A 22,507-nucleotide genomic window follows, 5' to 3' on the forward strand; every position below is an offset into this window, starting at 1 on the left:
GTAACTGATTGAGGGGCAGAGTGAGTAATTCGCAATTCAAACCATTGGTGGCGGTTATCGCCACCGGTGGAACTATTGCAAGCAAGCGCGGGAAAGATGGCGCAAGCACGCCAACGCTTAATGGTGACGATCTGCTTGCGACGCTTGGCGATGTCGGAGCGCAGCTGCGCCCCATTGATCTCATGGCAAAGGATTCATCGATCCTGACACTGATCGACATGCAGACTATCTCCGATGCTGTTGCAGCGCAGATTGCTGATCCTGAAATTCATGGCGTTGTCGTGCTGCATGGCACGGATTCCATGGAAGAAACGGCCCTGCTCGTTCACCTGCAACACCGTCTTTCCAAACCGGTGATTTTCACCGGAGCGCAGTTCACTGCAGATCATCCCGATGCGGATGGACCATCCAATCTGACGACCGCAATCAATCTTGCAACAGACCCGGCCAATGCCCAAAAAGGCGTCTTGATTGCCTTTGGCGGCAGGATCTTGCCTGCATGGGGCGCATTCAAGTTCAGCAGTGACCACGCTGATGCGTTTCGGGAAGTGCGCGATCTGGAAAGACCGGATGCTATCCGCCTGCCCGCATCGGTCAGCGCAACACGGGTCGATATTGTTGCCATTCATCCGGGTTGCGACGACCTGCATCTTCGGGCGAGCATTCAGGCTCAAAGCCACGGAATTGTGCTGGCAGCTCTTGGCTCTGGCAATGCCAATGCAACAATCGTTGCAGCCGTGAAAGAGTGTACGAAAAAAAATATCCCGGTGGTGGTTTCAAGCCGCGTTCCAATCGGCGTTCTGGTGCCGGGTTATGGCGGCGGTGGTGGCGGCCATGATCTGGTTGCAGCCGGTGCTGTGCATTCACAGACTTTGCGTCCCGGTCAGGCGCGGATCCTTCTGGCGAGCCTGATTGCGAGCAAAAGCCCGAAGGGTGCGATTACCCGGGCCTTTGATGACCTGAATCCTTAAGATACATCGGAAAATTGAAAGCCGAAACGCGTCGCAACCTGCGGCGCGTTTTTTTGTTGTCATATGCCTGACCTCAAAACATATATGACTTTTTTATTTTTCACCCCTCTCCCCTCTCTCGAAACCCTATGGGCTGCGGCAGCATAATCCCTGCTGTGGAAACAGAGAGCCCCATAGGCATTCGGCCATGAGGCAATCGCGACAGGGCATTCAAAATGACAATGGATATCGCCGTTCTTGGTATCGGCATCGCTTTCTTCGCCATGCTGTTTGGCTATTTGCGCCTTTGCGAGAGGCTTTGAGGGCACGCCATGCTGATTGAATATATCGCAGGCGCCTTGGTTGCGGCTTTCGTTGCCGCCTACCTTCTTTACGCGCTCATTCGTCCGGAACGGTTCTGAATAAGCAGCCGATTTAAGCCTAGAGCGCATCCCGAAAAGTGGGAAGCCAATTTCGGATACGATGCGCGTTAAACCAAAGATTTAGAGCGCGGATCTGTTTCAATCAGATCGAAACGCGCTCTAATCAGGCTTGGGAAAAACCATGACAATCAATGGATGGATACAGATCCTCATCTTTTGTGGGATCATCATCGCGCTCATAAAGCCGCTTGGCAGCTATATGACGCGCGTTTTCAATGGCGAGCGCACGTTTCTGTCGCCTGTCCTCGTTCCCATCGAACGGGGACTTTATCGTCTGGCAGGAACAAGCGAGCGTGAGGAGCAGCACTGGACGAGCTATGCAGCCGCCATGCTACTGTTCAATCTTGCAGGCTTTCTGCTGCTTTATTTTCTGCAGCGCGCGCAAGGTTCCTTGCCTTTCAACCCTATGGGCATGAGCAATGTGCCCGCCGATCTCGCCTTCAACACAGCAACAAGTTTTGTGACCAACACCAACTGGCAGAACTATGGTGGCGAAAGCACCATGTCCTATCTCACCCAGATGGCAGGTCTTACGGTCCAGAACTTCGTGTCGGCTGCAACGGGTGTGGCCATTGCCATTGCACTTATCCGCGCCTTCTCGCGCAAATCGATGAAGACGCTGGGCAATTTCTGGTGTGACCTCACACGCTGCATACTCTATATCCTGCTGCCGATTTGTGTGGTCATGACGCTTATTTTTGTCACGCTCGGTGTACCGCAGACGCTCGGTTCTTACGTCGAAGCCACCACGCTTGAAGGCGCGCGTCAGGTCATAGCGCTTGGTCCGGTCGCTTCCCAGCTTGCCATCAAGATGCTCGGCACCAATGGCGGCGGCTTCTTCAATGCCAATTCTGCGCATCCATTTGAAAATCCCGATGCCATTTCGAACATGATCCAGATGGTGGCGATCTTTGCCATCGGTGCAGGCCTTACCAATGTGTTTGGCCGTATGGTCGGCAATGAAAAGCAGGGCTGGGCGATTTTCGCTGCAATGGGCGTGCTTTTTGTGGCCGGTGTTGCCATTTGCTACTGGGCAGAAGCTGCGGGCAATCCACTCATCCATGCGCTTGGCATTGATGGGGGCAATATGGAAGGCAAGGAGACCCGCTTCGGCATTACCATGTCGGCGCTATTTGCAGTGGTGACGACAGCCGCCTCCTGTGGCGCAGTCATTGCCATGCATGACAGCATGATGGCGCTTGGCGGCATGATCCCCATGATCAACATGATGCTGGGTGAAATCATTATCGGCGGCGTGGGCGCAGGCTTCTACGGCATCATCCTGTTTGTTGTGGTGGCAATCTTCGTGGCTGGTCTGATGGTCGGACGCACACCGGAATATCTGGGCAAGAAAATCGAGGCAAAAGAGGTGAAGATGGCCATGCTCGCCGTTCTCTGCCTGCCGCTTTCGATCCTTGGCTTTACGGCAATCGCCACAGTCATTCCGGCGGGTCTAAGCTCGATAGCCAATCCCGGACCGCATGGTTTTTCGGAAATCCTTTATGCCTATACGTCGGGCACCGCCAATAACGGTTCTGCCTTTGGCGGCCTCTCGGGCAACACGCCCTGGTACAATGTCACCATCGGTCTTGCGATGCTGATGGGCCGCTTTCTGGTCATCGTTCCGGCACTGGCAATTGCAGGCTCACTGGTTGCCAAGAAGGCAGCACCCGAATCCGCCGGGACATTCCCGACCCACGGACCGCTTTTCGTCGGTCTGTTGATCGGTGTCATTCTCGTTGTGGGTGGTCTGATCTTCTTCCCCGCACTGGCGCTCGGACCTGTGGCTGAACATCTCGCGCTGATTAACGGGCAGACATTCTAATGCACATATTCAGCAAGTTAATAACTCCTTTTTGCATCCTTTCGGATGCACGGAGTTTTAGGCCATCAAACCTCATCCTCCTCATCCTCGCAGCAGTGCTGATGATCGTGCTTGCTGCAGAATTTCTGGGTCCGCTTTTCTGGAGTTCCCTATGAGCAAGTCCCAATCCGCCAAAGTCGTTAAGGCCAGCATCCTTGATGCGCGCATCCTCCTTCCCGCCATTGGTGACGCTTTTCGCAAGCTTAATCCCAAAAGCCTTGCACGCAATCCGGTGATGTTCGTGGTGGCTGTGGTCTCCATGCTTACAACTGTTCTTCTGTTGAAGGATGTTGCGACCAGCGGAGCCGATATCGGCTTTTCGTTCCAGATCGTGCTATGGCTCTGGTTCACGGTGCTGTTTGCCAATTTTGCCGAAGCTGTTGCCGAAGGTCGCGGCAAGGCACAGGCGGAATCCCTGCGCCGCACCCGCACGGAAACCCAGGCCAAACTGCTTCGTGATATAGGCCAGAAAGACTTTACGACCGTACCTGGCACAAGTCTCAAGGTCGGCGATGTGGTGATCGTTCAAGCAGGCGATATCATTCCATCCGACGGCGAAGTCATCGAAGGTGTGGCTTCCGTCAACGAAGCAGCCATCACAGGTGAATCCGCTCCGGTCATTCGTGAATCGGGCGGCGACCGCTCTGCTGTCACCGGCGGTACGCAGGTTCTGTCTGACTGGATCAAGGTCCGCATCACAGCGGCTCAGGGCTCGACTTTCATCGACAAGATGATCAGCCTTGTCGAAGGGGCTGAACGCCAGAAGACGCCAAATGAAATCGCGCTCAACATCCTGCTTGCAGGCATGACGCTGATCTTCGTTCTGGCTGTGGTGACAATTCCGAGCTTTGCCTCCTATGCGGGCGGCTATATTCCCGTCATCGTGCTGGTTGCTCTTTTCGTCACCCTGATCCCGACCACAATCGGCGCACTTTTGTCGGCAATCGGCATCGCCGGCATGGACCGTCTGGTGCGTTTCAATGTGCTTGCGATGTCTGGCCGTGCGGTCGAAGCTGCCGGTGATGTTGACACGCTTTTGCTCGACAAGACCGGCACAATCACGCTCGGCAATCGTCAGGCCACAGTCTTCATGCCGGTTAGCGGCGTGAATGAACTGGCCCTTGCCGATGCCGCACAATTGGCCTCGCTTGCCGACGAAACGCCAGAAGGCCGCTCCATCGTCGTTCTTGCCAAGGAAAAATACGACATGCGCGGCCGCGATATGCAGAGCCTGAATGCGATCTTCGTGCCTTTCACGGCGCAAAGCCGGATGAGCGGTGTCGATGTTGACGGGTCGTCAATCCGCAAGGGCGCGGTTGATGCCGTGCTCAAACATGCAACATCGGATGAAAAGACCGTCCATGAACTGCAAGCCATTGCCGACACAATCGCCAAAACCGGCGGAACGCCTTTGGCAGTCAGCAAGGATGGACGCCTGCTTGGCGTCATTCACCTCAAGGATATCGTCAAGGGCGGCATTCGCGAGCGTTTCACTGAATTGCGCCGCATGGGTATCCGCACAGTGATGATTACTGGCGATAATCCGATGACGGCGGCGGCGATTGCTGCAGAAGCAGGCGTCGATGATTTTCTGGCGCAGGCAACGCCAGAAAACAAGCTTGAGCTTATCCGGCAGGAACAAGCCAAGGGCAAGCTTGTGGCGATGTGCGGCGACGGCACCAATGACGCGCCAGCCTTAGCGCAGGCCGATGTCGGCGTTGCCATGAATACGGGTACAGTTGCCGCACGCGAGGCCGGGAATATGGTCGATCTCGATAGCGATCCAACCAAGCTCATCGAGATTGTTGAGATCGGCAAGCAATTGCTGATGACGCGCGGCGCACTCACGACTTTCTCGATTGCCAATGACATTGCCAAGTATTTTGCGATCATTCCCGCGATGTTTCTCGCCTTTTATCCGCAGCTTGGCACGCTCAACATCATGGGGCTTGCAACCCCACAAAGCGCGATCCTCTCGGCGATCATCTTTAACGCACTCATCATTGTCGCGCTGATCCCGCTTTCGCTGAAGGGCGTTGCTTATAAGCCTGTCGGCGCAGGCGCACTGCTGTCGCGCAATCTTCTGATCTACGGCCTTGGCGGCGTCATTGTTCCGTTCATCGGCATCAAGGTCATTGATATGGCCATCGTCGCCCTCGGCCTGGTTTAAGGAACAAGAAAATGTTGAAACAACTGCGTCCAGCACTCGTCATGATCGTTGCTCTTACTGTCATCACAGGGCTGATTTATCCGCTTGGCATGACCGGGCTTGCACAAGCCATCTTTCCGCAACAGGCCAATGGCAGCCTCATCGAAAAGGATGGCAAGGTGATCGGCTCTGAACTGATCGGCCAGAAATTTGCAGGCGACCGCTATTTCCATGGCCGCCCTTCTGCGGCAGGCAAAGAAGGTTATGATGCTGCAAGCTCGGGTGGCTCCAATCTTGGGCCAACCAATCCGGCACTGATTGCACGCATCAAAGCCGATGCCGACGCATTGCGACAGGGTACACCCAATGCCGACGTGCCGATTGATCTCGTCACAACATCGGCAAGCGGGCTTGATCCGCATATCTCACCGCAAGCGGCTCTTTTTCAGGTGCCTCGCGTTGCCAAAGTGCGCGGGCTTGATGAGGCGAGCCTTCGCGGCATCGTCGAGCAGCAAATTGAGCAGCGTGAGCTTGGTTTTCTTGGTGAGCCTGTCGTGAATGTGCTCAAGCTTAATCTTGTTCTGGACAGAACAAGTAGTAATTAGAGTAGAATAGCAGCGGGTTTTCTCGCTACCTTCTCATTTTGAGGAACAACGTTTGGTATCGGACGATCTTCGCCTTGGTGATATGAGGCCTTCCCCCGATGCGCTGCTTGAACAGGCAGAGCGCGAAATGCGCGGCCGTCTCAAGATATTTCTGGGAGCAGCACCCGGCGTCGGCAAGACCTATGAAATGCTGATGTCGGGACGTGCGCGCAAAGCGGACGGCATTGATGTGGTGATCGGCATTGTCGAGACGCATGGGCGACAGGAAACGGAAGCGCTTGTCGATGGGCTTGAAATCATCGACCGCGAGCCGGTGTCCTATCATGGCCACCGGCTCGATGAGATGGATATCGATGCCATCCTCAAAAGACAGCCGCAACTGGTTCTGGTGGATGAGCTGGCCCACACCAATGCACCGGGCAGCCGTCATCCCAAACGCTATCAGGATGTCGAGGAAATTCTGGCGCGCGGGATCGATGTTTATACCACGCTCAATATTCAGCATGTCGAAAGCCTCAATGATGTGGTGGCACAGATTACCCGCATCCGCGTGCGCGAAACCGTGCCCGACAGTATTATCGACCGGGCCGATGATATAGAGCTGATTGATCTTACACCGGACGATCTCATCAAGCGGCTTGACCAGGGCAAGATCTATCTGCCAAAAACCGCCAAGCGTGCGATCCGCAACTATTTTTCTCCCGGCAATCTGACTGCCCTGCGCGAACTTGCACTTCGCCGCACCGCGCAGCGGGTTGACGAACAATTGCTGACCCATATGCGGGCACATGCCATTGAAGGGCCATGGGCTGCGGGTGATCGCGTTCTGGTTGCCATCGACCAGCGCACAAGCAGTGCTTCATTGGTGCGCTATGCGCGGCGGCTTGCCGATCGGATGCGGGCGCCCTGGGCTGCCATTCACATTGAAACACCGCGTTCGGCCAATCTGTCCGATGAAGCAAAGGACCGGATTTCAGCGACCATGCGCCTTGCCGAACGGCTTGGCGGCGAAACCGTGATTATTCCCGGCCAGAACATTGCCGAAGACCTCGTACGTTACGCCTCAACCCATAATTATACGCATATCGTTGCCGGAAAATCGGCAAAGTCACGCTGGCGCGAGGCAATCGAAGGCTCTGTCGCGCATGATCTTATCCGCCATTCAGGCGCGATTGATGTTCATATCACCTCGACTGCCGACCGCGACAAGGCGGGGACGACGCGTGGTGTCAAAACCGCAAGTCAACCGAGCGCCTTCAACATCAAGCCTTATCTCGCCGCCTCACTGGTCACGGCCTGCGCGCTTGGTGTCGGGCTTCTGCTCGACCAGTTTTTGGATGTGCGAAGCATCGCTCTGGTTTTCGTTGTAGGCGTTCTTGGCGTTGCGGTTACGCTCGGTCTTTGGCCAGCGCTGTTCGTGTCGGTGTTAAGCGCATTTGCCTATAACTTCTTCTTCCTCTCGCCGCTCTACACGCTGTCTATCGCAGACCCAGAAAGCGTGGTGGCGCTTTCGTTCTTTCTGCTTGTCAGCTTTGTCGCCAGTAATCTGGCAAGCCGCGTGCAGCGTCAGGCAGCAGCGGCACGGCAGCGCGCAAACATGACCGAGGATCTTTATCTTTTCAGCAAGAAGCTGGCGGGAACAGGTTCGCTCGATGATGTGCTCTGGGCAACCGCCTTTCAGATCGCCTCCATGCTGAAAGTGCGCGTTGTCATCCTGCTTCCCGAAGGTGAAAGCATTGCGGTTCGCGCGGGCTACCCGCCCGATGACAGTCTTGTCGATGCCGATATTGCTGCAGCTCACTGGGCTTGGGAACATGAACTGCCAGCCGGTCGGGGTGCGGATACGCTGCCGGGCGCCAAGCGGCTTTATCTGCCGCTCAAGACGGCACGCACGTCTGTCGGCGTGATCGGCCTCGATAATGATCGACAGGGGCCAATCCTGACACCCGAACAGCAGAGACTTTTTGAAGCGCTCAGTGATCAGGCGGCCATTGCCATCGAGCGTGTGCAGCTTGTGGGCGATGTTGAACGCGCCAAGCTTGCAGCAGAGGCAGACAAGCTCCGCTCAGCGCTTCTCACCTCCCTATCGCACGATCTTAAAACACCACTTGCGGGCATCATGGGGGCCGCCACCACATTACGCGACTATTCCGTTTCGCTGCCTGAAAGCGACCGCACCGAATTGCTATCGACCATTGTCGAGCAATCCGAACGGCTGAACCGCTTCATCGCCAATCTGCTTGATATGACACGCATTGAATCAGGGGCCATGGAACCCAAACTGTCGCTGCACTATCTCGGCGATATTGTGGGAGCAGCGCTGCATCGCGCCGTCAAAATTCTCGCATATCACAAGCTTCAGGTGGCGGTTCCAGCCGATCTTCCCATGCTGCGGCTTGATGCGGTCTTGTTTGAGCAAGTATTGTTCAATCTTCTCGATAATGCCGCAAAATATGCGCCGCAGGGATCAGAAATCGCGCTTGAAGCGCATGTCGAGCGTGGTCATGTGGTGCTTGAAATCAGCGATCATGGTCCCGGTATTCCCGATATCGATCTTGAACGGGTTTTCGATACATTCTATCGCGTTCGCAAGGGTGATCACGTACAGGCAGGAACGGGCTTGGGCCTTTCCATTGCCCGCGGCTTCACAGAAGCAATGGGCGGAACTATTCGGGCCGGAAACCGGGCTGAGGGTTCCGGCGCCCGTTTTACGATAACCATACCGCTGCCGGTTCAAGAGACAGACAGGAACGCATGAACGATCCAAAGCCGAAAATTCTGATCGTCGATGACGAGCCACCCATTCGCAAATTGCTGCGGGTGGGACTTACGACTGAAGGCTATACGATCATCGAAGCGGCCAATGCACGTGAGGCTGACCTTTTACTCGAGAGCGAAAAGCCCGATCTCGTTCTGCTGGACCTTGGTCTTCCCGATACGGACGGCCACGAACTTCTGCGTCTGTGGCGCGAACGGGGACTGACGCTGCCAGTCCTCATCCTTTCAAGCCGTACCGATGAGGCAGGCATTGTGCGCGCACTTGAAACAGGTGCGGACGATTATGTAGCCAAGCCTTTTGGCATGAAGGAACTGGCGGCACGAACGCGGGTGGCGCTGCGCCATAAACTGCACCAGCAGGGCGAGAAGCCGGTGTTTCAGAGCGATGGTTTATCGGTCGATCTGGTCAGGCGCATCGTGAAGCTTGATGAGGCGGAGATAAAGCTCTCGCCCAAGGAATATGAAATCCTGCGTCTGCTAGTTCAGCACGCCGGCAAGGTGCTGACGCATCAATTTATTCTGAGCCATGTGTGGGGACCGGCGGCCGATGTGCAATATCTGCGCATCTATGTCCGCCAGCTGCGCCAGAAAATCGAGAAATCTCCCGATCAACCGCATTATATTCTGACGGAAACAGGCGTCGGCTATCGCCTGCGCGAAGCCGACGCAATCACTGCATGATTAGGATGGGGTTTTTAATGCCTTGGACTTTTTCAACGTCTTGCCGTGATTGGCAATCCAGTCCATTGCGGCCAGAAGCACGCCAAGAACCGTGGAATAATTGTTCAAGATAAAGGGCGCCACATGTCCAGTGACGCCATAAAGCAAAAAATTGAATGGGCTCAAAGCCCATGTGTGCCGTCATATCCGTTGATTTTTGGTGCGACCCAGCCGTCTGGCTTACGAGCAGGCTTATAGACTTCAACGACCAATGGATAGCAAGCGGCTGTGTCGGAGGAATGCTCCGACGAGCAGTCACCGCCCGGACAGGCCGACATGCAGCCCAGCAGGTCGATTTCGGCGAAGAACTCAAGATAGTCGCCGGGGCGAACCGGGCTTGCCTTCATGAAATACTGGCCGGTATCGCGCGTGAAGCCGGTGCACATGAAAACATTGAGAACGTCATGAACAAAATTGCCTGCATCTTCCAGAGATTTTCCCGTCTGTTTTGCAAAAGCGCGGGTTAGATTGGAGTGGCAACAGTGATGATACTGGCCACCATTGCTGAGAAGATTGTGGGTATATGGGTCGCAGCGGGTTCCGATAACATCGTGTACCGAACCACCGAATTCATCAAAGCCATACCAGTCGAGCGTGTCATGCGTGATCGTCGCGATCGGGCGCAGATAAGGCATGTTTGAGAACAGCTGATCACCAAGGCCAACATGCGTTCCATTGAGCGCGCGTGTTTTGCCGGTATAAAGCCGCTCATTAAGGTTTTTTGCATTAAAAAGGTTGAGATCACCGACCTGCGAACCTTCGCTGCAAAGAATACGGCAGAAATGTCCCGCCGGTACCTGCCAGCACGCTGCATCACGTGCCGGAACGACAATGCGTTCGACAAATTCCAATTCATCGCGCAGCGCGCGATAGGCTGCAAGATCAGGGCGCGGCAAAGTATCGACCGGATAGCAGATTACAGGTTTGATCGCCTTGCGCGCAGATGCATCTTCCGGCGCAAGGGTAATGGGCTCAGGTTTCATCCCTGTTTTCTCCTTAATATCGGTACAGAACGCTATTCTGCGTGTGAAGCTATCTTTTTGCTGGGGCGAGGCAGGTTTTGTGCGCGGGCTGCCTCGAGAACCACGCGTTCAGATTCCTGCAAATAGAGTTCAAGAGCGCGACTTGCGGCGGCGCGATCGCCATCACAAAGCAGGCCGCAGATTTCGACATCACGCGCCACCCAAGGCTCCTGAAACCGGCGAGCGTCAGGGGCCATGGAGAAGGCCAGACGCGCCTGTGCTGCGACCGTTGCAAACACCTCGTTCAAGCGCGGACTACCGATGAAATCGACGATCTGCTGATGAAACTCGAGCGAAGCGGTGCCGCATTGCTGCCAGTCCCTTTTAAGCGCTGCACGCTGCACAGCTTCGACGCGCTCAACAAGTTCTGACATCGCTTCCTGCGAGGCATAGGCACTGCACGTAACACCCCGAAGTTCAAGCGTCATGCGGATGGCATAGATTTCACTGATTTCGGCCGCATTCAGCGCGCGAACGGTCGCGCCGTGATGTGCACGATGCTCAATCAGACCTTCGGCGACAAGATCGCGCAATGCTTCGCGCAATGTGTTGCGTGACACGTTCAGCGTTTCGGCCCAGACCACCTCACGCAGCGGTGTTCCGGGCGCAAGCTCACCACGCAGAATTTTGTCGCGCAACAGGCCTGCCGCAGTCTGCGTCAGTACAAGAGGGCGATCTGAGGGGCGGTCCTGATTGGTCACTGCAATCTCCTTGTCATTATAGTTTGTTGAACAATATTTCGATGTCAAGGGAAAATGCACCGCTCACTCACTCCCACAAGAAAAATCTGTAACAGATTCTCTTTCCCTATTGTGGTTTGTTTGTTTGGCATAGCAGGCGCTAGTGTGATGGATTTAAAGTTCGTATCATTCGCGCTGCATTCACTTCGAGGAACTGTAAATCCGTAAACCACACTAGATTCAATAATTTGCTGGCATGGCCTTGGACCCGAAATTCGCTCAGTTGGTTTCTTTGCAGTGAAGCGAATTTCGGATCCGCCATACTAGGGGTGACTTATTGGCTCGGAATATCCGATTGGCCGCAAAGGCTGGATTTACGAGGGTTGAGCAAAATTTAAAATTTTTTTCCCTCTAATGTTGAACAAAAAAGAAATGCCCGAAAAATGAATAAGTTACGTTAGTTTCAGCGAATTTTGGGTAGTGAATCCAGTATGCTTTACCGACTTTGAGTCACCTAAGATGAAAATTTGTGCAGAACGAGGGATTGCATTCTCATAATTGTTCAACAAAGATAAGAAAACGAATGAGAGGAACATCCCATGAAAAAACTTCTGGCCAGTACTTTAATCCTGATGGCGTCACTGACGGCAGCCAATGCCGAGACCCTGAAGATTGGTGTTGATCTGACCTACCCGCCCTATAACTATTTCGATGAAGCCAATCAGCCGGCAGGCTTTGACGTAGAGCTGGTGAAACTGATCGGCAAGAAGACTGGCAGCGAAGTTTCTTTTCAGGATACCCGCTTTGAGAACCTGATCCTCGGCGTTTCCAGTGATCAATTCAATGTCATTGCCTCTACGCTTTATGTGACGCCTGCGCGCGCCAAACAAATCGACTACGTCCCCTACATGAAAACCGGTGTTTCCATCGCAGTTGCCACGAGCAGCGGTGAAAACTTCACCAAGCCGGAGGAGCTGTGCGGCAAACGCGTTGGCTCGATTAAGGGGGCTGCCTGGATTCCTGAACTTGACAAGCTCAACAAGTCGGTTTGCGCCGCAAATCCGATTGACTCGCGTGAGTTCCCGACTTCACCGGAAGCGACACAGGCTCTTCTTTCCGGTGGCGTTGACGCGCAGCTTGAAAATTCTGCCGTACTGGCCGATGCAGCCGAAAAGCTCCGTGGCCGTATGAAGGTGACTTCAACTGAGCAGCTTTATCCAGTGATCGTCGGCTTTGGTGTCAAAAAGGGCAATGAAGAACAGGCGAAGTTCCTGCGCGATGCACTGACCAAGCTTGATGGCGATGCCGATTACGAGGCTCTGTTCAGCAAGTATGGCGTTGCGAAATCGACGGAAGCCGAGTTCAAGGCAGCTATTGCTGAATAAACGTGTCTGGCAGGTGGTCACCACACACCTGCCAGACCAATCACGACTGGAATTTGCGGCGCTTCAAAACGCATCCCGAAAACTGTGAAACGGTTTTGGATAAGGATGCGGATTAAATCAATGGCTTGAAGCGCCATGCGTCCAACTGGGCGCACTACATTTGGGAAACCCGGCCCATGAATTTCGACTGGAACTATCTCTTCAGCCTCGTGCTCTATCCAGATTTCTGGCGTGCCACAGCACTTGTCGCATGGCTGGGTGTGCTGACCTGGGTTGTCGGTACTGTGCTTGGCTTTTTGCTGGCGCTTGCAAGACAATCCAACCTGCGCGTCGTGCGCTGGTTTGCAAAGACCTATATCTGGTTGTTCCGCAGTTTGCCTTTGCTGGTATTGCTGATTTTCGTTTATAACATGCCGCAATTTATACCGGCGCTCGGTCCAGTCCTGTCGGTGCCCTTCTGGGCGGGTCTGATCGCGCTGGTTATTTCGGAAACTGCCTATCTTGCAGAAATTCATCGCGCGGGTCTCATCTCTGTTGATCAGGGCCAGCACGAAGCAGCACACGCGCTTGGCATCCGCCCCGTGGGCAAATATCGCCATATTATTCTGCCACAAGCTGTACGCGTTGCACTGCCATCACTCGGCAATGAATTCATCACGATCGTTAAGCTCACTTCGCTTGTATCGGTGATTTCGCTTGCGGAGATATTGCTGGTTGGCCAACGGCTTTACACGCGCAATTTCATGGTGATTGAAACGCTGGTTGCGGTGTCGTTCTACTATGTGCTGGTGGTTTCTGTTTTCAGCTTTTTCCTGTCACGGCTTGAAGGTCGTCTTGATATCACGCGTATGACCGGGGCTGAAATTGCCGTGCCTGCCACAACGCAAGCGCCAGCCCAGACCACCAATGAACGCCGTATCGGCAAAAACATTGTCGTGGCTCTTGAGCACGTCTTTAAGAATTTCGGTGACAAGCATGCACTCGCAGACGTCTCACTGAAGGTCAACAAGGGCGAAGTGGTCAGCATCATCGGACCGTCCGGCTCTGGTAAGACGACCCTGATCCGCACGATCAATGCGCTTCAGGATATCGATAAAGGTCGTATTCTACTGGATGGGGCTGAGTGGATTACAGCCGATGACAAGGGCTATCGCGTTGTTTCCGATTTCCATGATCGCGTTACGCGGCTTGGAATGGTGTTCCAGTCGTTCAACCTGTTCCCGCATATGACTGTTTTGCAGAACGTGACATTTGGTCCGCGTTATCATGGCAATGGCAACAAGGAAGCGCTGCGCGCTGCTGCCATGAACCATCTGGCTCGCGTCGGTATGGCGGCCCATGCCAACAAATATCCGCATCAGCTTTCGGGCGGACAGAAACAGCGCGTGGCAATTGCGCGTGCGCTGGCTATGGATCCTGAAATCATGCTATTCGATGAGCCGACCTCGGCGCTCGATCCGGAGCTGGTGGGTGAAGTGTTGCAGGTTATTGAAAGCCTCGCACGCGATGGCATGACGATGATTATCGTGACCCATGAAATGCGCTTTGTCAGCCGTGTTAGTGACCGCGTTGTGATGATGGAAAATGGCCATGTTGCGGTCAACATGACGGCAGAGGAACTGAAAGATGCCCCTGCTGACAGCCGCATCCAGAAGTTCATGCTGCAGAGCTAGCTGCTACCCATTTCGGGCTATACCATTGCAAAACAAAGACCGGCGGGTTTCATAATCCGCCAGTCTTTTTTGATTTAGAAAAGGGGCATTCCTGCCCCTTTCATTATTCGATGGTCGCAAGTTCCGCGCCAAGACTAACGCTCTGGCCCGGCTTAGCATGAAGACTAATCTTGCCGGCCTTGGGAGCAGCTATGCGCGTTTCCATCTTCATGGCTTCCATGATCGCTACCACTTCGCCCTCAGTTACCATGGCTCCATCTTCAACCAGCCACTGCTGAAACGTGCCGGGAATAGGCGCAGTCACTGCACCTTCTGCAACCTGTTGAGTGGCATCGCCTACTTGCTGCGGTGCGCTGAGGCCCGAGAAGAGGGCTGCGGGCAAGCCAAGTTCATGGCGTTTGCCATCGATCTCGATAAAGCTGCGGATGACGTCAGTATCAACCGGATCAATCCTTGCCGATGGCTCAACACTGCGAAACTCGGTTTCGATCCAGTTGGTAAAGACGTTAAAGCCGTCTTCGCCGGTAAAATCTCTTTCTTCGACCACCGCACGATGGAATGGCAACACGGAGGCAACACCTTCGATTTTAAACTCGGCCAGTGCCCGTCGTGCACGGATAAGCGCTTCCTCGCGTGTAGCGCCGGTCACAATGAGTTTTGCCATCAAGGAGTCGTAGAGGCCGGGAATTTCCGATCCACTTTCCACACCTGTATCAAGACGCACACCCGGACCCGAAGGGGCGCGGAAACGCTTAATCAGGCCTGGTGTAGGCAGAAAGCCACGGCCCGGATCTTCGGCATTGATACGGAATTCAAAGGCATGACCGCGCGGTGCAGGCGTTTCGGTCAAGGACAGCGCCTTGCCATCCGCAATACGAAGCTGCTCGATGACAATATCGATGCCGGTGGTTTCCTCCGTAATCGGATGTTCGACCTGAAGGCGCGTGTTGACTTCGAGAAACGAGATCGTGCCATTCTGCGACAACAAAAACTCGACCGTGCCTGCTCCCGTATAGCCCGCTGCTGCGCAGATTGCGCGGGCCGATTCATGGATACGGGTGCGCTGCTCTTCCGTGATAAAGGGCGCAGGCGCTTCTTCGACTAGCTTCTGATTGCGACGTTGCAGTGAGCAATCACGTGTGCCAAGAACAACCGTATTGCCGTGTGTGTCGGCGAGGACCTGTGCCTCAATGTGCCGTGGCTTTTCAAGGAATTGCTCGGCGTAGCATTCGCCACGTCCGAAGGCTTCTACTGCCTCACGAACGGCGGAATCGAACAATTCACCGACTTCTTCCAGACGATGCGCCACCTTCATACCACGACCGCCGCCGCCAAACGCTGCCTTGATCGCCAAAGGCAGACCAGCTTCACGCGCAAAGGCCACAGCTTCCGCAGCCGATGCCAGTGGGCCGTCTGAACCCTTGACGAGCGGTGCGCCGACTTTTTCGGCAATTCGCCGTGCTTCAACCTTGTCACCCAGCGACGTGATGACTTCCGGCGATGGGCCGACCCATATCAGACCGGCATCGATGACGGCTTTGGCAAATTCAGCTCGTTCCGACAAAAAGCCATAGCCGGGATGCACGGCATCCGCACCGGAGCGCTTCGCAATGTCGAGTATCTTTGCAATATTGAGATAGGTATCCGCCGGGCGACCAGCGCCGAGGCCATAGGCCTCGTCTGCAAATTCGGCGTGCAGTGAATTTGCATCTGCATCAGAATAAATCGCCACGGAGGCAACACCGTAATCGCGTGCTGCGCGGATAATGCGGATGGCGATTTCGCCGCGATTGGCAATAAGCAGCTTCTTCATCAGGCTATAACTTCTTGCGGTTCGAAATTGGAGATCGGGTTAAAACGGATGCGGGCGCCGATAGGTATCTGGCCTGCAAGATCGAGATGATGGTTTGCCACGACACCAATGACGGGATAGCCACCGGTCAGCGGGTGGTCGGCCAGAAACAGAACCGGTTGTCCGTTCGCGGGCACCTGAATGGCACCCAGAGCTGTACCTTCAGATGGTAACTCATCATTGATGGCGCGTTCGATGGCTGTAGCACCTTCGAGGCGCATTCCAACGCGGCTTGATTGAGGTGTCACATCCCAGTCCTGCGAGGTGAGTGTTTCAAGGCCCTGTTGCGTGAACCAGTCGGTACGCGGGCCCAGCACTATATCGAGTGTGACGACGTCTCCGGCGCGCGGCAGCACCCGCTGCGAGTTTATATCCGATGAAACCGCCAATGCTGTCCCGTTGGCCGGTACAAGAATATCGCCAGCCGCAATTGGAGCAGGTCCAACTTTGGCGAGTGTGTCACATGCGACTGATCCGAGAACGGACTCAACCTCAAATCCACCACGCAGCGCGAGATAGCTCAGCATTCCTTCCGGCGGGATGCCAAGCGACAATTCATCACCTGCATTGAGTGCTACTGGCTTTGCAACGCCTACTGTAATGATCGCACCTTCCGGGGTACGAATGGTTAGCGGGCATGGCGCGCCGGTCACAGCAATCGTCACCGGACGGTCGGCCTTGAACGCAAAGCCACCAAAGGAAATCTCGATAGTCGCGGCATTCGCGGGATTGCCCACACAGCGATTGGCCTCACGCATAGCGATGCGATCAAGCGCACCGGATTCCGACACACCCTGACTGGCAAGGCCCGGGCGGCCCATATCCTGATACAATGCAGGACGGTCAGCGCGTGTGACAAGCAGGCCATCGGCGGGCTGAGGCGTTGCTGCTGCTGCGACTGGTTTTGATACTGTGATTGGTCCACCCTTCGCCATATCACGAAACCGCACGCGATCACCCGGAGCAAGCAGTGCTGCGCGTTCTCGTGTCGTGTCCCACATGGCAAGCGGTGTGGTGCCGAGCAATTGCCAACCGCCGGGGCTGTCCGACGGATAAATACCGCCGAATTTACCTGCCAGTGCCACCGATCCGGCCGGAATTTTCACACGCGGGCTTTTGCGACGCGGCACATTGAAACCGGGATCGTCACAAGTCATATAGGCAAAACCGGGGGCAAAGCCTGTAAAGGCGACTGTATATATTGCCTCAGTATGACGCTCAATGACCTCGTTGATTGTGCAGCCAAGCATGGCCGCTACATCGCCGAGATCTTCACCATTATAGGTAACGGGTATTTCAAACAAATCGCCGCTGCGGGAGCTACGCGCTGAGAGATCAAGCGCTGCAATCTGGCTTGCAAGTTTGGCACGATCTGTCAGCCAGCGGTCGAAACGCACCATGATCGTACGCGCGCCGGGAATGACTTCGCATACGCCTTCAAGCTTTGCTGCATGCAAAGCGTCGAGTAGTGTGAGCGTTATGGCCAAATCATCGAGCTCGACCAGAAAACTGTCACTGCCGGATGGCAGAAAGCGCAGGCGTTCACTCATGATGTGACGTCAACGAAAGGCTTGAGTTCCACGCCGCGTGCTTCCAGTCGCTCACGCAATGCGGCGGCGATTGCAACAGCGGTCGGGTTATCGCCATGCACACAGATCGACTGCGCATCTAGCGCAATGTCAGTGCCATCAATAGCGGTTACGCGCCGCTCATTAACCATGCGCAGCATCCGTTCCGCAATCACTTCGGGGTCGTGTATGACCGAACCTTCAATGCGGCGGTTAACGAGACTGCCATCAACATTATAGGCGCGGTCGGCAAAGGCTTCGCACACTACCGTTAGGCCAGCGGAACGAGCCTGATCAACGATTGGCGCACCAGCCAGCGCCATCAGCACGAGCGATGGATCGACTGCCTTGATCCCTGTAATGACATCGGCTGCCTGACGCGCATCATGGGCGATTGTATTGTAAAGCGCACCATGCGGCTTCACATAACGCACCTTTGTTCCAGCAGCCTGTGCCAGTCCCTGCAATGCACCGATCTGGTAAATCGTGTCGGCGACAAGTTCAGCACTTGAGGGGTCCATGTTCCGACGGCCAAAGCCGACGAGATCGCGATAACCGATATGCGCACCAACGGAGACGCCACGTCGGGCAGCTTCGCGTAGCACAGTGAGAATTCCGGCTGGGTCTCCCGCATGGAAGCCACAAGCAATATTGGCGCTGGTCACGATCGCCAGCATCGCTGTGTCGTCTCCCATAGGCCATGGGCCGAAGCCTTCACCAAGATCACTGTTGAGATCGATAGCTGCCATGTTTTGCCCCTGTTGAACATAAATGCATTACGGGTTATTGTTGAATAACCTATTATAGATTGTTCAACAATATGAAATCGTATATTTGCATGAATATGATGTGAAATAGCTGATCAGAGTTATGGTTAGCATGGCTCTGAGAGTTTGGCCCGAAAAGCTGTCATCAATTGGCAGAGGGTTTGAAGGATATTCATGATACGCGAAATTTTGCCGCCTTCAGATGACCAGTCATTGGCAACCCAAACTGCTGCCAAGATTCGCGAGATGCTGATTACGGGTGAACTTTCGCCCGGCACCAAGCTTTCAGAGCAGCAGATTTCAGCGCAGTTTGGCATATCGCGTAACACGCTTCGTGAAGTTTTTCGTTTGCTGACCAGTCAGAGCCTGCTGACTTATATTCCCAATCGCGGTGTGTTCGTTGCCACGCCCGATGAGGCCACGGTCGTTGATATTTATCGTGTGCGACGCGTCATCCAGAAGGGTGCTGTTCAGGTTGCCATCCCCGGCCATCCGGCATTGTTGCGCATGCGGGCACTGCTGGCACAAACGGCATCAGCGCAGGAAGCGGGTAACTGGCGGCAGGTGGGAACGATCAATATGGAGTTTCACCGTGCAATGGTGGAGCTTTGCGATAGTCCTAGGCTAAGCTCTTGCTTTGATCTGGTGCTGGCTGAGTTACGTCTTGTTTTCGTGCAACTGGAAGACACAGCGCATCTTCACGAACCTTACATAGCACAAAATGCCGAACTTCTGGCTTCTCTTGAAGCGGGAGATATCGAGACGGCAACCCAGCAACTCGATTCTTATCTCCTGCGGTCCGAACGCTCTGTGCTTGCTGCTTTGCAGCGCAAAAAGTCCACTTAGGCTCAGGACTCATTGCTTTCCGAGCCAGAATATAACGGCTGCTGCAAGATCTATTGCTGCACGGAACACAATCGGGCAGCGATCATAACGGGTAGCAATTCTTCGCCAGTCTTTCAGTCTGCCAAACATGATTTCGATACGATTGCGTCGCTTGTATCGACGTTTGTCATACTTAATAGGCTTCTTACGGTTTTTGCGACCCGGGATGCATGGCTTTATCTCTTTGTCTTTTAACCGTTTTCTGAACCAGTCGGCATCATAGCCTCTATCAGCAAGAAGCCAGTCGACCTTCGGTAACGTCTCAATTAAGGCTGCAGCTCCGGTGTAGTCGCTGATTTGTCCCGCCGTGACGTGTAACCTGATAGGGCGACCCTGCGTGTCGGTGACGGCGTGCAACTTGGTATTCATGCCACCTTTTGTCCGGCCGATCAGCCGTCCACCATCCCCTTTTTTAGCCGTAGGCTTGAGGCCGTGCGGTGCGCTTTCAAATAGGTCGCATCTATCATGACAGTCTTTCCGACCGACGACTTGGAAGACAGGCCTTCAAGTATTTGAGCAAATATCCCCTTGTGACACCAACGGTTCCAACGATTATAGAGCGTTTTAGAGGGCCCGTATTCTCGAGGGGCATCACACCACCGTAACCCATTACGAAGAATGAATATAATTCCACTCAAGACACGCCTGTCATCAACGCGTGGACGTCCATGGCTCTTGGGAAAAAAGGGCCGAAGGCGTGACATTTGCCCTTCGCTCAGCCAGTAAAGATTGCTCATCGTTCAGTCTCCTCAAGAGAAACTGAATCAGCTCTTCATTCTCAAATCAATAGGTCCTGAGCCTAAGACGTTCGCTTAAAAAGCGTACAGGCTCCCATGAGCTTGCTGAAGATGCATTGCGGGAAACTTGGTTTCGTCTGCAAACCGCAAAAATAGAAATTGCCGTCATACGCGATAAGCAGGCGTTCACTCTGCGTGTGGCTGGGAATATAGCGACCGATCTTGTCCGAAAGGAACAACGGCATTCAACACATTGTATCAGCGATGAAGCGGTTCTTGCAGCGATAGCCGATGCATATCCTTCACCTGAAGCTTTCGTCGTTGATCGTGATCAACTTCGACGTCTGGTAAGCATCTTGGCTAAATTGCCTGTCAAACGGCGTGATGCACTCCTGCTCAATCGTTGCGATGGCCTGACTCACACCGAAATTGCTAAGCGTTTGAACGTTTCTGCCAGTACGGTTGCCTACTATTTATGCCTGCCGTCAATCAGACGCACAGCCCTTGATGCACATTGAAACTACCAGTCTCACTTAAGTGTTTCTCAATAACAGAAACGCAGATCAGGCGATATTTTCCTCCATCTTTATTGTGGCAACCGACGGCGATACAGAATACCGCCGTCTTTTAAGATCTAGACATATCATTTTACTTGATACCCGCGCGCATGAAACTCTGAACGAACTGGCGCTGGAACAGTAGAAAACCGATCAGCAAAGGCGCTGACGTCATCAATGCAGCAGCCGAGATAATGCTCCATTGAACACCCTGATCGGGCGATGAAAACACCTGTAGCCCGACCGTCAGTGGACGAGTGGAAACGGAATTTGTAATGACCAGCGGCCAGAGCAGGTTGTTCCAGTGATAGCTGACCGATACGAGACCGTAGGCCACATAGATCGGTTTGGCCAATGGCACGTAAACCTTGAGAAGTGTGGTAAGCGCACCAGCCCCTTCAACACGCGCTGCGTCGTCCAGCTCTTTGGGTACGGTGAGGAAAGTCTGGCGCAGAAGGAAAATACCAAAGGCCGATGCCATATAAGGCAGCCCCATAGCCACAACTGTATCCACCAGACCGAGTTTGGAGATGGTACGGTAATTTTCGACCAGCAGCACTTCTGGCATGATCATCAGCTGTACCAATACCAGCATAAAGATAATGGTTTTGCCCGGAAATTCGTAACGAGCGAAGGCATAGGCCGCCAGCGTGCAGATAATGAACTGGCTGATAAGTATCGTGGTGATCAGCAGAAATGTATTCAGAAAATAACGCCCGAAAGGAGCGGCGTTCCACGCATCGCTGAAGTTCTCCAGTGTTACTGGAGCGAAAAGATCAAACCGAGCCTCATATTGAGCAGGATGAAATGCCATCCAGACAGCATAGATCAAAGGCAGGATCCAGAGCAGCCCCAGCAGATAACACCCTACAGTTTCAAGAGCCCGCCAAAACGAGAATTCACGTGGTTGATGCGGTAATGTCATTGCAGTCATTTGTAATGCACCTTGCGATCAAGAACCCCGAACTGGACGAACGCGATAAATGCCAATGCCAGCAGCAGAACAACCGTCAAAGCCGATGCATAAGCAGTATCCCAGAAACGAAATGCAACATTGTAAACATAGTAGAGCAGCAGAGTGCTGGCATTGTCTGGCCCGCCACGGGTCATGACGATCACATGGTCAATCAAACGGAACGCATTGATCATTGCATTAATCAGCACAAACAAAGTGGTTGGCATCAACAGCGGAAACGTCACGCGTCGAAAGAAGTACCAGCGTGATGTACCTTCAAGCGCAGCCGCTTCAGACAGGCTGGGACTGATCTGCTGCAATGCCGCAAGATAGAAAATCATGAAGAAGCCAGCTTCTTTCCAGATGGCAAGCACCATCAGACTGCCAAGAACGGTATCCGGATTACCCAGCCAGTTCGTTTCATGAAAGCCGAACATGCCGAGGAATTGATCGATCAAACCATAACCTGGCGTATAGAAAAACAACCATATATTGGCGACTGCGATCATCGGCAGCACGGTCGGCATGAAGAAAGACATCCGCATAAGCGAACGACCGCGAATAGAAGAATTCACGATAATCGCCATCAGCATGGCCAGTGCAATAGATGCAGGGACAGTGCCAATCGCATAGATTGCGTTGTTCTTGAGAGCCGCCCAGAAAACTGGGTCACTGATCATTGTTGTATAATTATCGACGCCGACAAAGCGAGGTGGGCGCTTGCCCCGCGGCGTCTGGTAAAAGCTGTTGACGAACGTCATCACGGCTGGAATATGCGTGAATACTGCCAGCAAGACGGTGGCCGGTAACAGCAGAAGCCATGGTGTTATCTGGTTTTTTGCCTGTTTCACGCGATTTCTCAGCCCTCTGGTAACGATGTGAACCGGCTCTGCCCTACAAAACCGGATTGCCATTTT

The 22,507-nt window shown here is 54.0% G+C and carries 19 protein-coding genes; 11 read left to right on the forward strand and 8 right to left on the reverse strand.

The features are described 5' to 3' along the window. Nucleotides 1–20 precede the first annotated feature (20 nt). The 7 genes from U2P60_RS01635 to U2P60_RS01665 all read left to right on the forward strand — a co-directional run bounded on the left by U2P60_RS01635 (nt 21) and on the right by U2P60_RS01665 (nt 9,470). Nucleotides 21–971 carry an asparaginase gene (locus U2P60_RS01635; protein WP_413570973.1) on the forward strand — a complete coding sequence of 317 codons (951 nt, stop codon included), beginning with the start codon at nt 21–23 and terminating at the stop codon, nt 969–971. A 311-nt stretch (nt 972–1,282) separates the two neighbouring features. Next, nucleotides 1,283–1,372: a K(+)-transporting ATPase subunit F gene (gene kdpF / locus U2P60_RS01640; protein ID WP_036567035.1), complete on the forward strand. Its 90-nt coding sequence runs from the start codon at nt 1,283–1,285 to the stop codon at nt 1,370–1,372. A 142-nt stretch (nt 1,373–1,514) separates the two neighbouring features. After that, nucleotides 1,515–3,218 (forward strand): potassium-transporting ATPase subunit KdpA, encoded by a 1,704-nt coding sequence (gene kdpA, locus U2P60_RS01645; protein ID WP_413570974.1) that lies wholly within the window; start codon nt 1,515–1,517, stop codon nt 3,216–3,218. 151 nt (nt 3,219–3,369) lie between these two features. Next, nucleotides 3,370–5,427 carry a potassium-transporting ATPase subunit KdpB gene (gene kdpB, locus U2P60_RS01650; protein WP_413570975.1) on the forward strand — a complete coding sequence of 686 codons (2,058 nt, stop codon included), beginning with the start codon at nt 3,370–3,372 and terminating at the stop codon, nt 5,425–5,427. An 11-nt stretch (nt 5,428–5,438) separates the two neighbouring features. Next, on the forward strand, nt 5,439–6,011 hold the full coding sequence (gene kdpC, locus U2P60_RS01655) for a potassium-transporting ATPase subunit KdpC (RefSeq protein WP_413570976.1): 573 nt from the start codon (nt 5,439–5,441) through the stop codon (nt 6,009–6,011). An 82-nt stretch (nt 6,012–6,093) separates the two neighbouring features. Then, nucleotides 6,094–8,769, forward strand: a complete 2,676-nt coding sequence (locus U2P60_RS01660; RefSeq protein WP_413571964.1) for a DUF4118 domain-containing protein — start codon at nt 6,094–6,096, stop codon at nt 8,767–8,769. After that, entirely contained in the window at nt 8,766–9,470 is a 705-nt protein-coding gene (locus tag U2P60_RS01665; protein ID WP_413570977.1) for a response regulator transcription factor, read from the forward strand. Before U2P60_RS01660 ends, U2P60_RS01665 begins: the two co-directional genes overlap by 4 nt. Before the next feature lie 161 nt (nt 9,471–9,631). On the opposite strand, the gene U2P60_RS01670 is transcribed toward U2P60_RS01665, so the two are convergent. Both U2P60_RS01670 and U2P60_RS01675 read right to left on the reverse strand, forming a co-directional pair. Next, nucleotides 9,632–10,492, reverse strand: coding sequence for an urea carboxylase-associated family protein (locus U2P60_RS01670; protein ID WP_313828907.1), 861 nt, complete (start codon nt 10,490–10,492; stop codon nt 9,632–9,634). 32 nt (nt 10,493–10,524) lie between these two features. Then, entirely contained in the window at nt 10,525–11,232 is a 708-nt protein-coding gene (locus U2P60_RS01675) for a GntR family transcriptional regulator (protein WP_413570978.1), read from the reverse strand. Nucleotides 11,233–11,810: 578 nt separating this feature from the next. On the opposite strand from U2P60_RS01675, the gene U2P60_RS01680 reads away from it, so the two are divergent. Both U2P60_RS01680 and U2P60_RS01685 read left to right on the forward strand, forming a co-directional pair. Continuing rightward, complete coding sequence (locus tag U2P60_RS01680) at nt 11,811–12,596, forward strand: ABC transporter substrate-binding protein (protein WP_413570979.1); 786 nt, start codon at nt 11,811–11,813, stop codon at nt 12,594–12,596. Between the two features lie 176 nt (nt 12,597–12,772). After that, nucleotides 12,773–14,269 carry an amino acid ABC transporter permease/ATP-binding protein gene (locus tag U2P60_RS01685; RefSeq protein WP_413570980.1) on the forward strand — a complete coding sequence of 499 codons (1,497 nt, stop codon included), beginning with the start codon at nt 12,773–12,775 and terminating at the stop codon, nt 14,267–14,269. Between the two features lie 103 nt (nt 14,270–14,372). On the opposite strand, the gene U2P60_RS01690 is transcribed toward U2P60_RS01685, so the two are convergent. The 3 genes from U2P60_RS01690 to U2P60_RS01700 are packed head-to-tail and all read right to left on the reverse strand — an operon-like array spanning nt 14,373 to nt 18,438. Next, entirely contained in the window at nt 14,373–16,082 is a 1,710-nt protein-coding gene (locus U2P60_RS01690) for an acetyl/propionyl/methylcrotonyl-CoA carboxylase subunit alpha (protein WP_413570981.1), read from the reverse strand. Then, the gene (locus U2P60_RS01695; RefSeq protein WP_413570983.1) at nt 16,082–17,671 is read right to left on the reverse strand and encodes a 5-oxoprolinase/urea amidolyase family protein; all 1,590 of its coding nucleotides are present in this window, start codon (nt 17,669–17,671) and stop codon (nt 16,082–16,084) included. Before U2P60_RS01695 ends, U2P60_RS01690 begins: the two co-directional genes overlap by 1 nt. Next, on the reverse strand, nt 17,668–18,438 hold the full coding sequence (locus U2P60_RS01700; protein WP_313828915.1) for a 5-oxoprolinase subunit PxpA: 771 nt from the start codon (nt 18,436–18,438) through the stop codon (nt 17,668–17,670). Before U2P60_RS01700 ends, U2P60_RS01695 begins: the two co-directional genes overlap by 4 nt. A 192-nt stretch (nt 18,439–18,630) precedes the next feature. Between U2P60_RS01700 and U2P60_RS01705 the strand changes: the two genes are divergently transcribed. Then, a complete protein-coding gene (locus U2P60_RS01705) occupies nt 18,631–19,302 on the forward strand; it encodes a GntR family transcriptional regulator (RefSeq protein WP_413570984.1) in 672 nt (223 codons plus the stop codon). A gap of 9 nt (nt 19,303–19,311) precedes the next feature. Here U2P60_RS01705 and U2P60_RS01710 read toward each other — a convergent pair. After that, nucleotides 19,312–20,078, reverse strand: a protein-coding gene (locus tag U2P60_RS01710; protein WP_279678372.1) for an IS5 family transposase whose coding sequence is annotated in 2 segments (ribosomal slippage) — nt 19,312–19,758 and nt 19,761–20,078 — 765 coding nt in all. Because the reading frame shifts where the segments join, the coding sequence is not laid out codon by codon here. A gap of 56 nt (nt 20,079–20,134) precedes the next feature. Here U2P60_RS01710 and U2P60_RS01715 point away from each other — a divergent pair. Next, nucleotides 20,135–20,596 (forward strand): RNA polymerase sigma factor, encoded by a 462-nt coding sequence (locus U2P60_RS01715; protein ID WP_413571965.1) that lies wholly within the window; start codon nt 20,135–20,137, stop codon nt 20,594–20,596. 130 nt (nt 20,597–20,726) lie between these two features. On the opposite strand, the gene U2P60_RS01720 is transcribed toward U2P60_RS01715, so the two are convergent. Then, a complete protein-coding gene (locus U2P60_RS01720) occupies nt 20,727–21,569 on the reverse strand; it encodes a carbohydrate ABC transporter permease (protein ID WP_413570985.1) in 843 nt (280 codons plus the stop codon). Further along, entirely contained in the window at nt 21,566–22,441 is an 876-nt protein-coding gene (locus U2P60_RS01725) for a carbohydrate ABC transporter permease (RefSeq protein WP_413570986.1), read from the reverse strand. The genes U2P60_RS01720 and U2P60_RS01725 overlap by 4 nt, the downstream gene beginning before the upstream one ends. Nucleotides 22,442–22,507: the final 66 nt, after the last annotated feature.

Origin of the sequence: Brucella sp. H1_1004 (genome assembly GCF_047308065.1) — a bacterium.
Lineage (GTDB): Bacteria > Pseudomonadota > Alphaproteobacteria > Rhizobiales > Rhizobiaceae > Brucella > Brucella pseudogrignonensis_B.

Coding starts and splice junctions, on each gene's coding strand:
- U2P60_RS01660 (WP_413571964.1), top strand. CDS start 6,094: ATGAGGCCTTCCCCCGATGCGCTGCTTGAACAGGCAGAGCGCGAAATG.
- U2P60_RS01720 (WP_413570985.1), bottom strand. CDS start 21,569: ATGACTGCAATGACATTACCGCATCAACCACGTGAATTCTCGTTTTGG.
- U2P60_RS01680 (WP_413570979.1), top strand. CDS start 11,811: ATGAAAAAACTTCTGGCCAGTACTTTAATCCTGATGGCGTCACTGACG.
- U2P60_RS01685 (WP_413570980.1), top strand. CDS start 12,773: ATGAATTTCGACTGGAACTATCTCTTCAGCCTCGTGCTCTATCCAGAT.
- U2P60_RS01665 (WP_413570977.1), top strand. CDS start 8,766: ATGAACGATCCAAAGCCGAAAATTCTGATCGTCGATGACGAGCCACCC.
- kdpA (WP_413570974.1), top strand. CDS start 1,515: ATGACAATCAATGGATGGATACAGATCCTCATCTTTTGTGGGATCATC.
- kdpB (WP_413570975.1), top strand. CDS start 3,370: ATGAGCAAGTCCCAATCCGCCAAAGTCGTTAAGGCCAGCATCCTTGAT.
- kdpF (WP_036567035.1), top strand. CDS start 1,283: ATGCTGATTGAATATATCGCAGGCGCCTTGGTTGCGGCTTTCGTTGCC.
- kdpC (WP_413570976.1), top strand. CDS start 5,439: ATGTTGAAACAACTGCGTCCAGCACTCGTCATGATCGTTGCTCTTACT.
- U2P60_RS01700 (WP_313828915.1), bottom strand. CDS start 18,438: ATGGCAGCTATCGATCTCAACAGTGATCTTGGTGAAGGCTTCGGCCCA.
- U2P60_RS01695 (WP_413570983.1), bottom strand. CDS start 17,671: ATGAGTGAACGCCTGCGCTTTCTGCCATCCGGCAGTGACAGTTTTCTG.
- U2P60_RS01705 (WP_413570984.1), top strand. CDS start 18,631: ATGATACGCGAAATTTTGCCGCCTTCAGATGACCAGTCATTGGCAACC.
- U2P60_RS01670 (WP_313828907.1), bottom strand. CDS start 10,492: ATGAAACCTGAGCCCATTACCCTTGCGCCGGAAGATGCATCTGCGCGC.
- U2P60_RS01690 (WP_413570981.1), bottom strand. CDS start 16,082: ATGAAGAAGCTGCTTATTGCCAATCGCGGCGAAATCGCCATCCGCATT.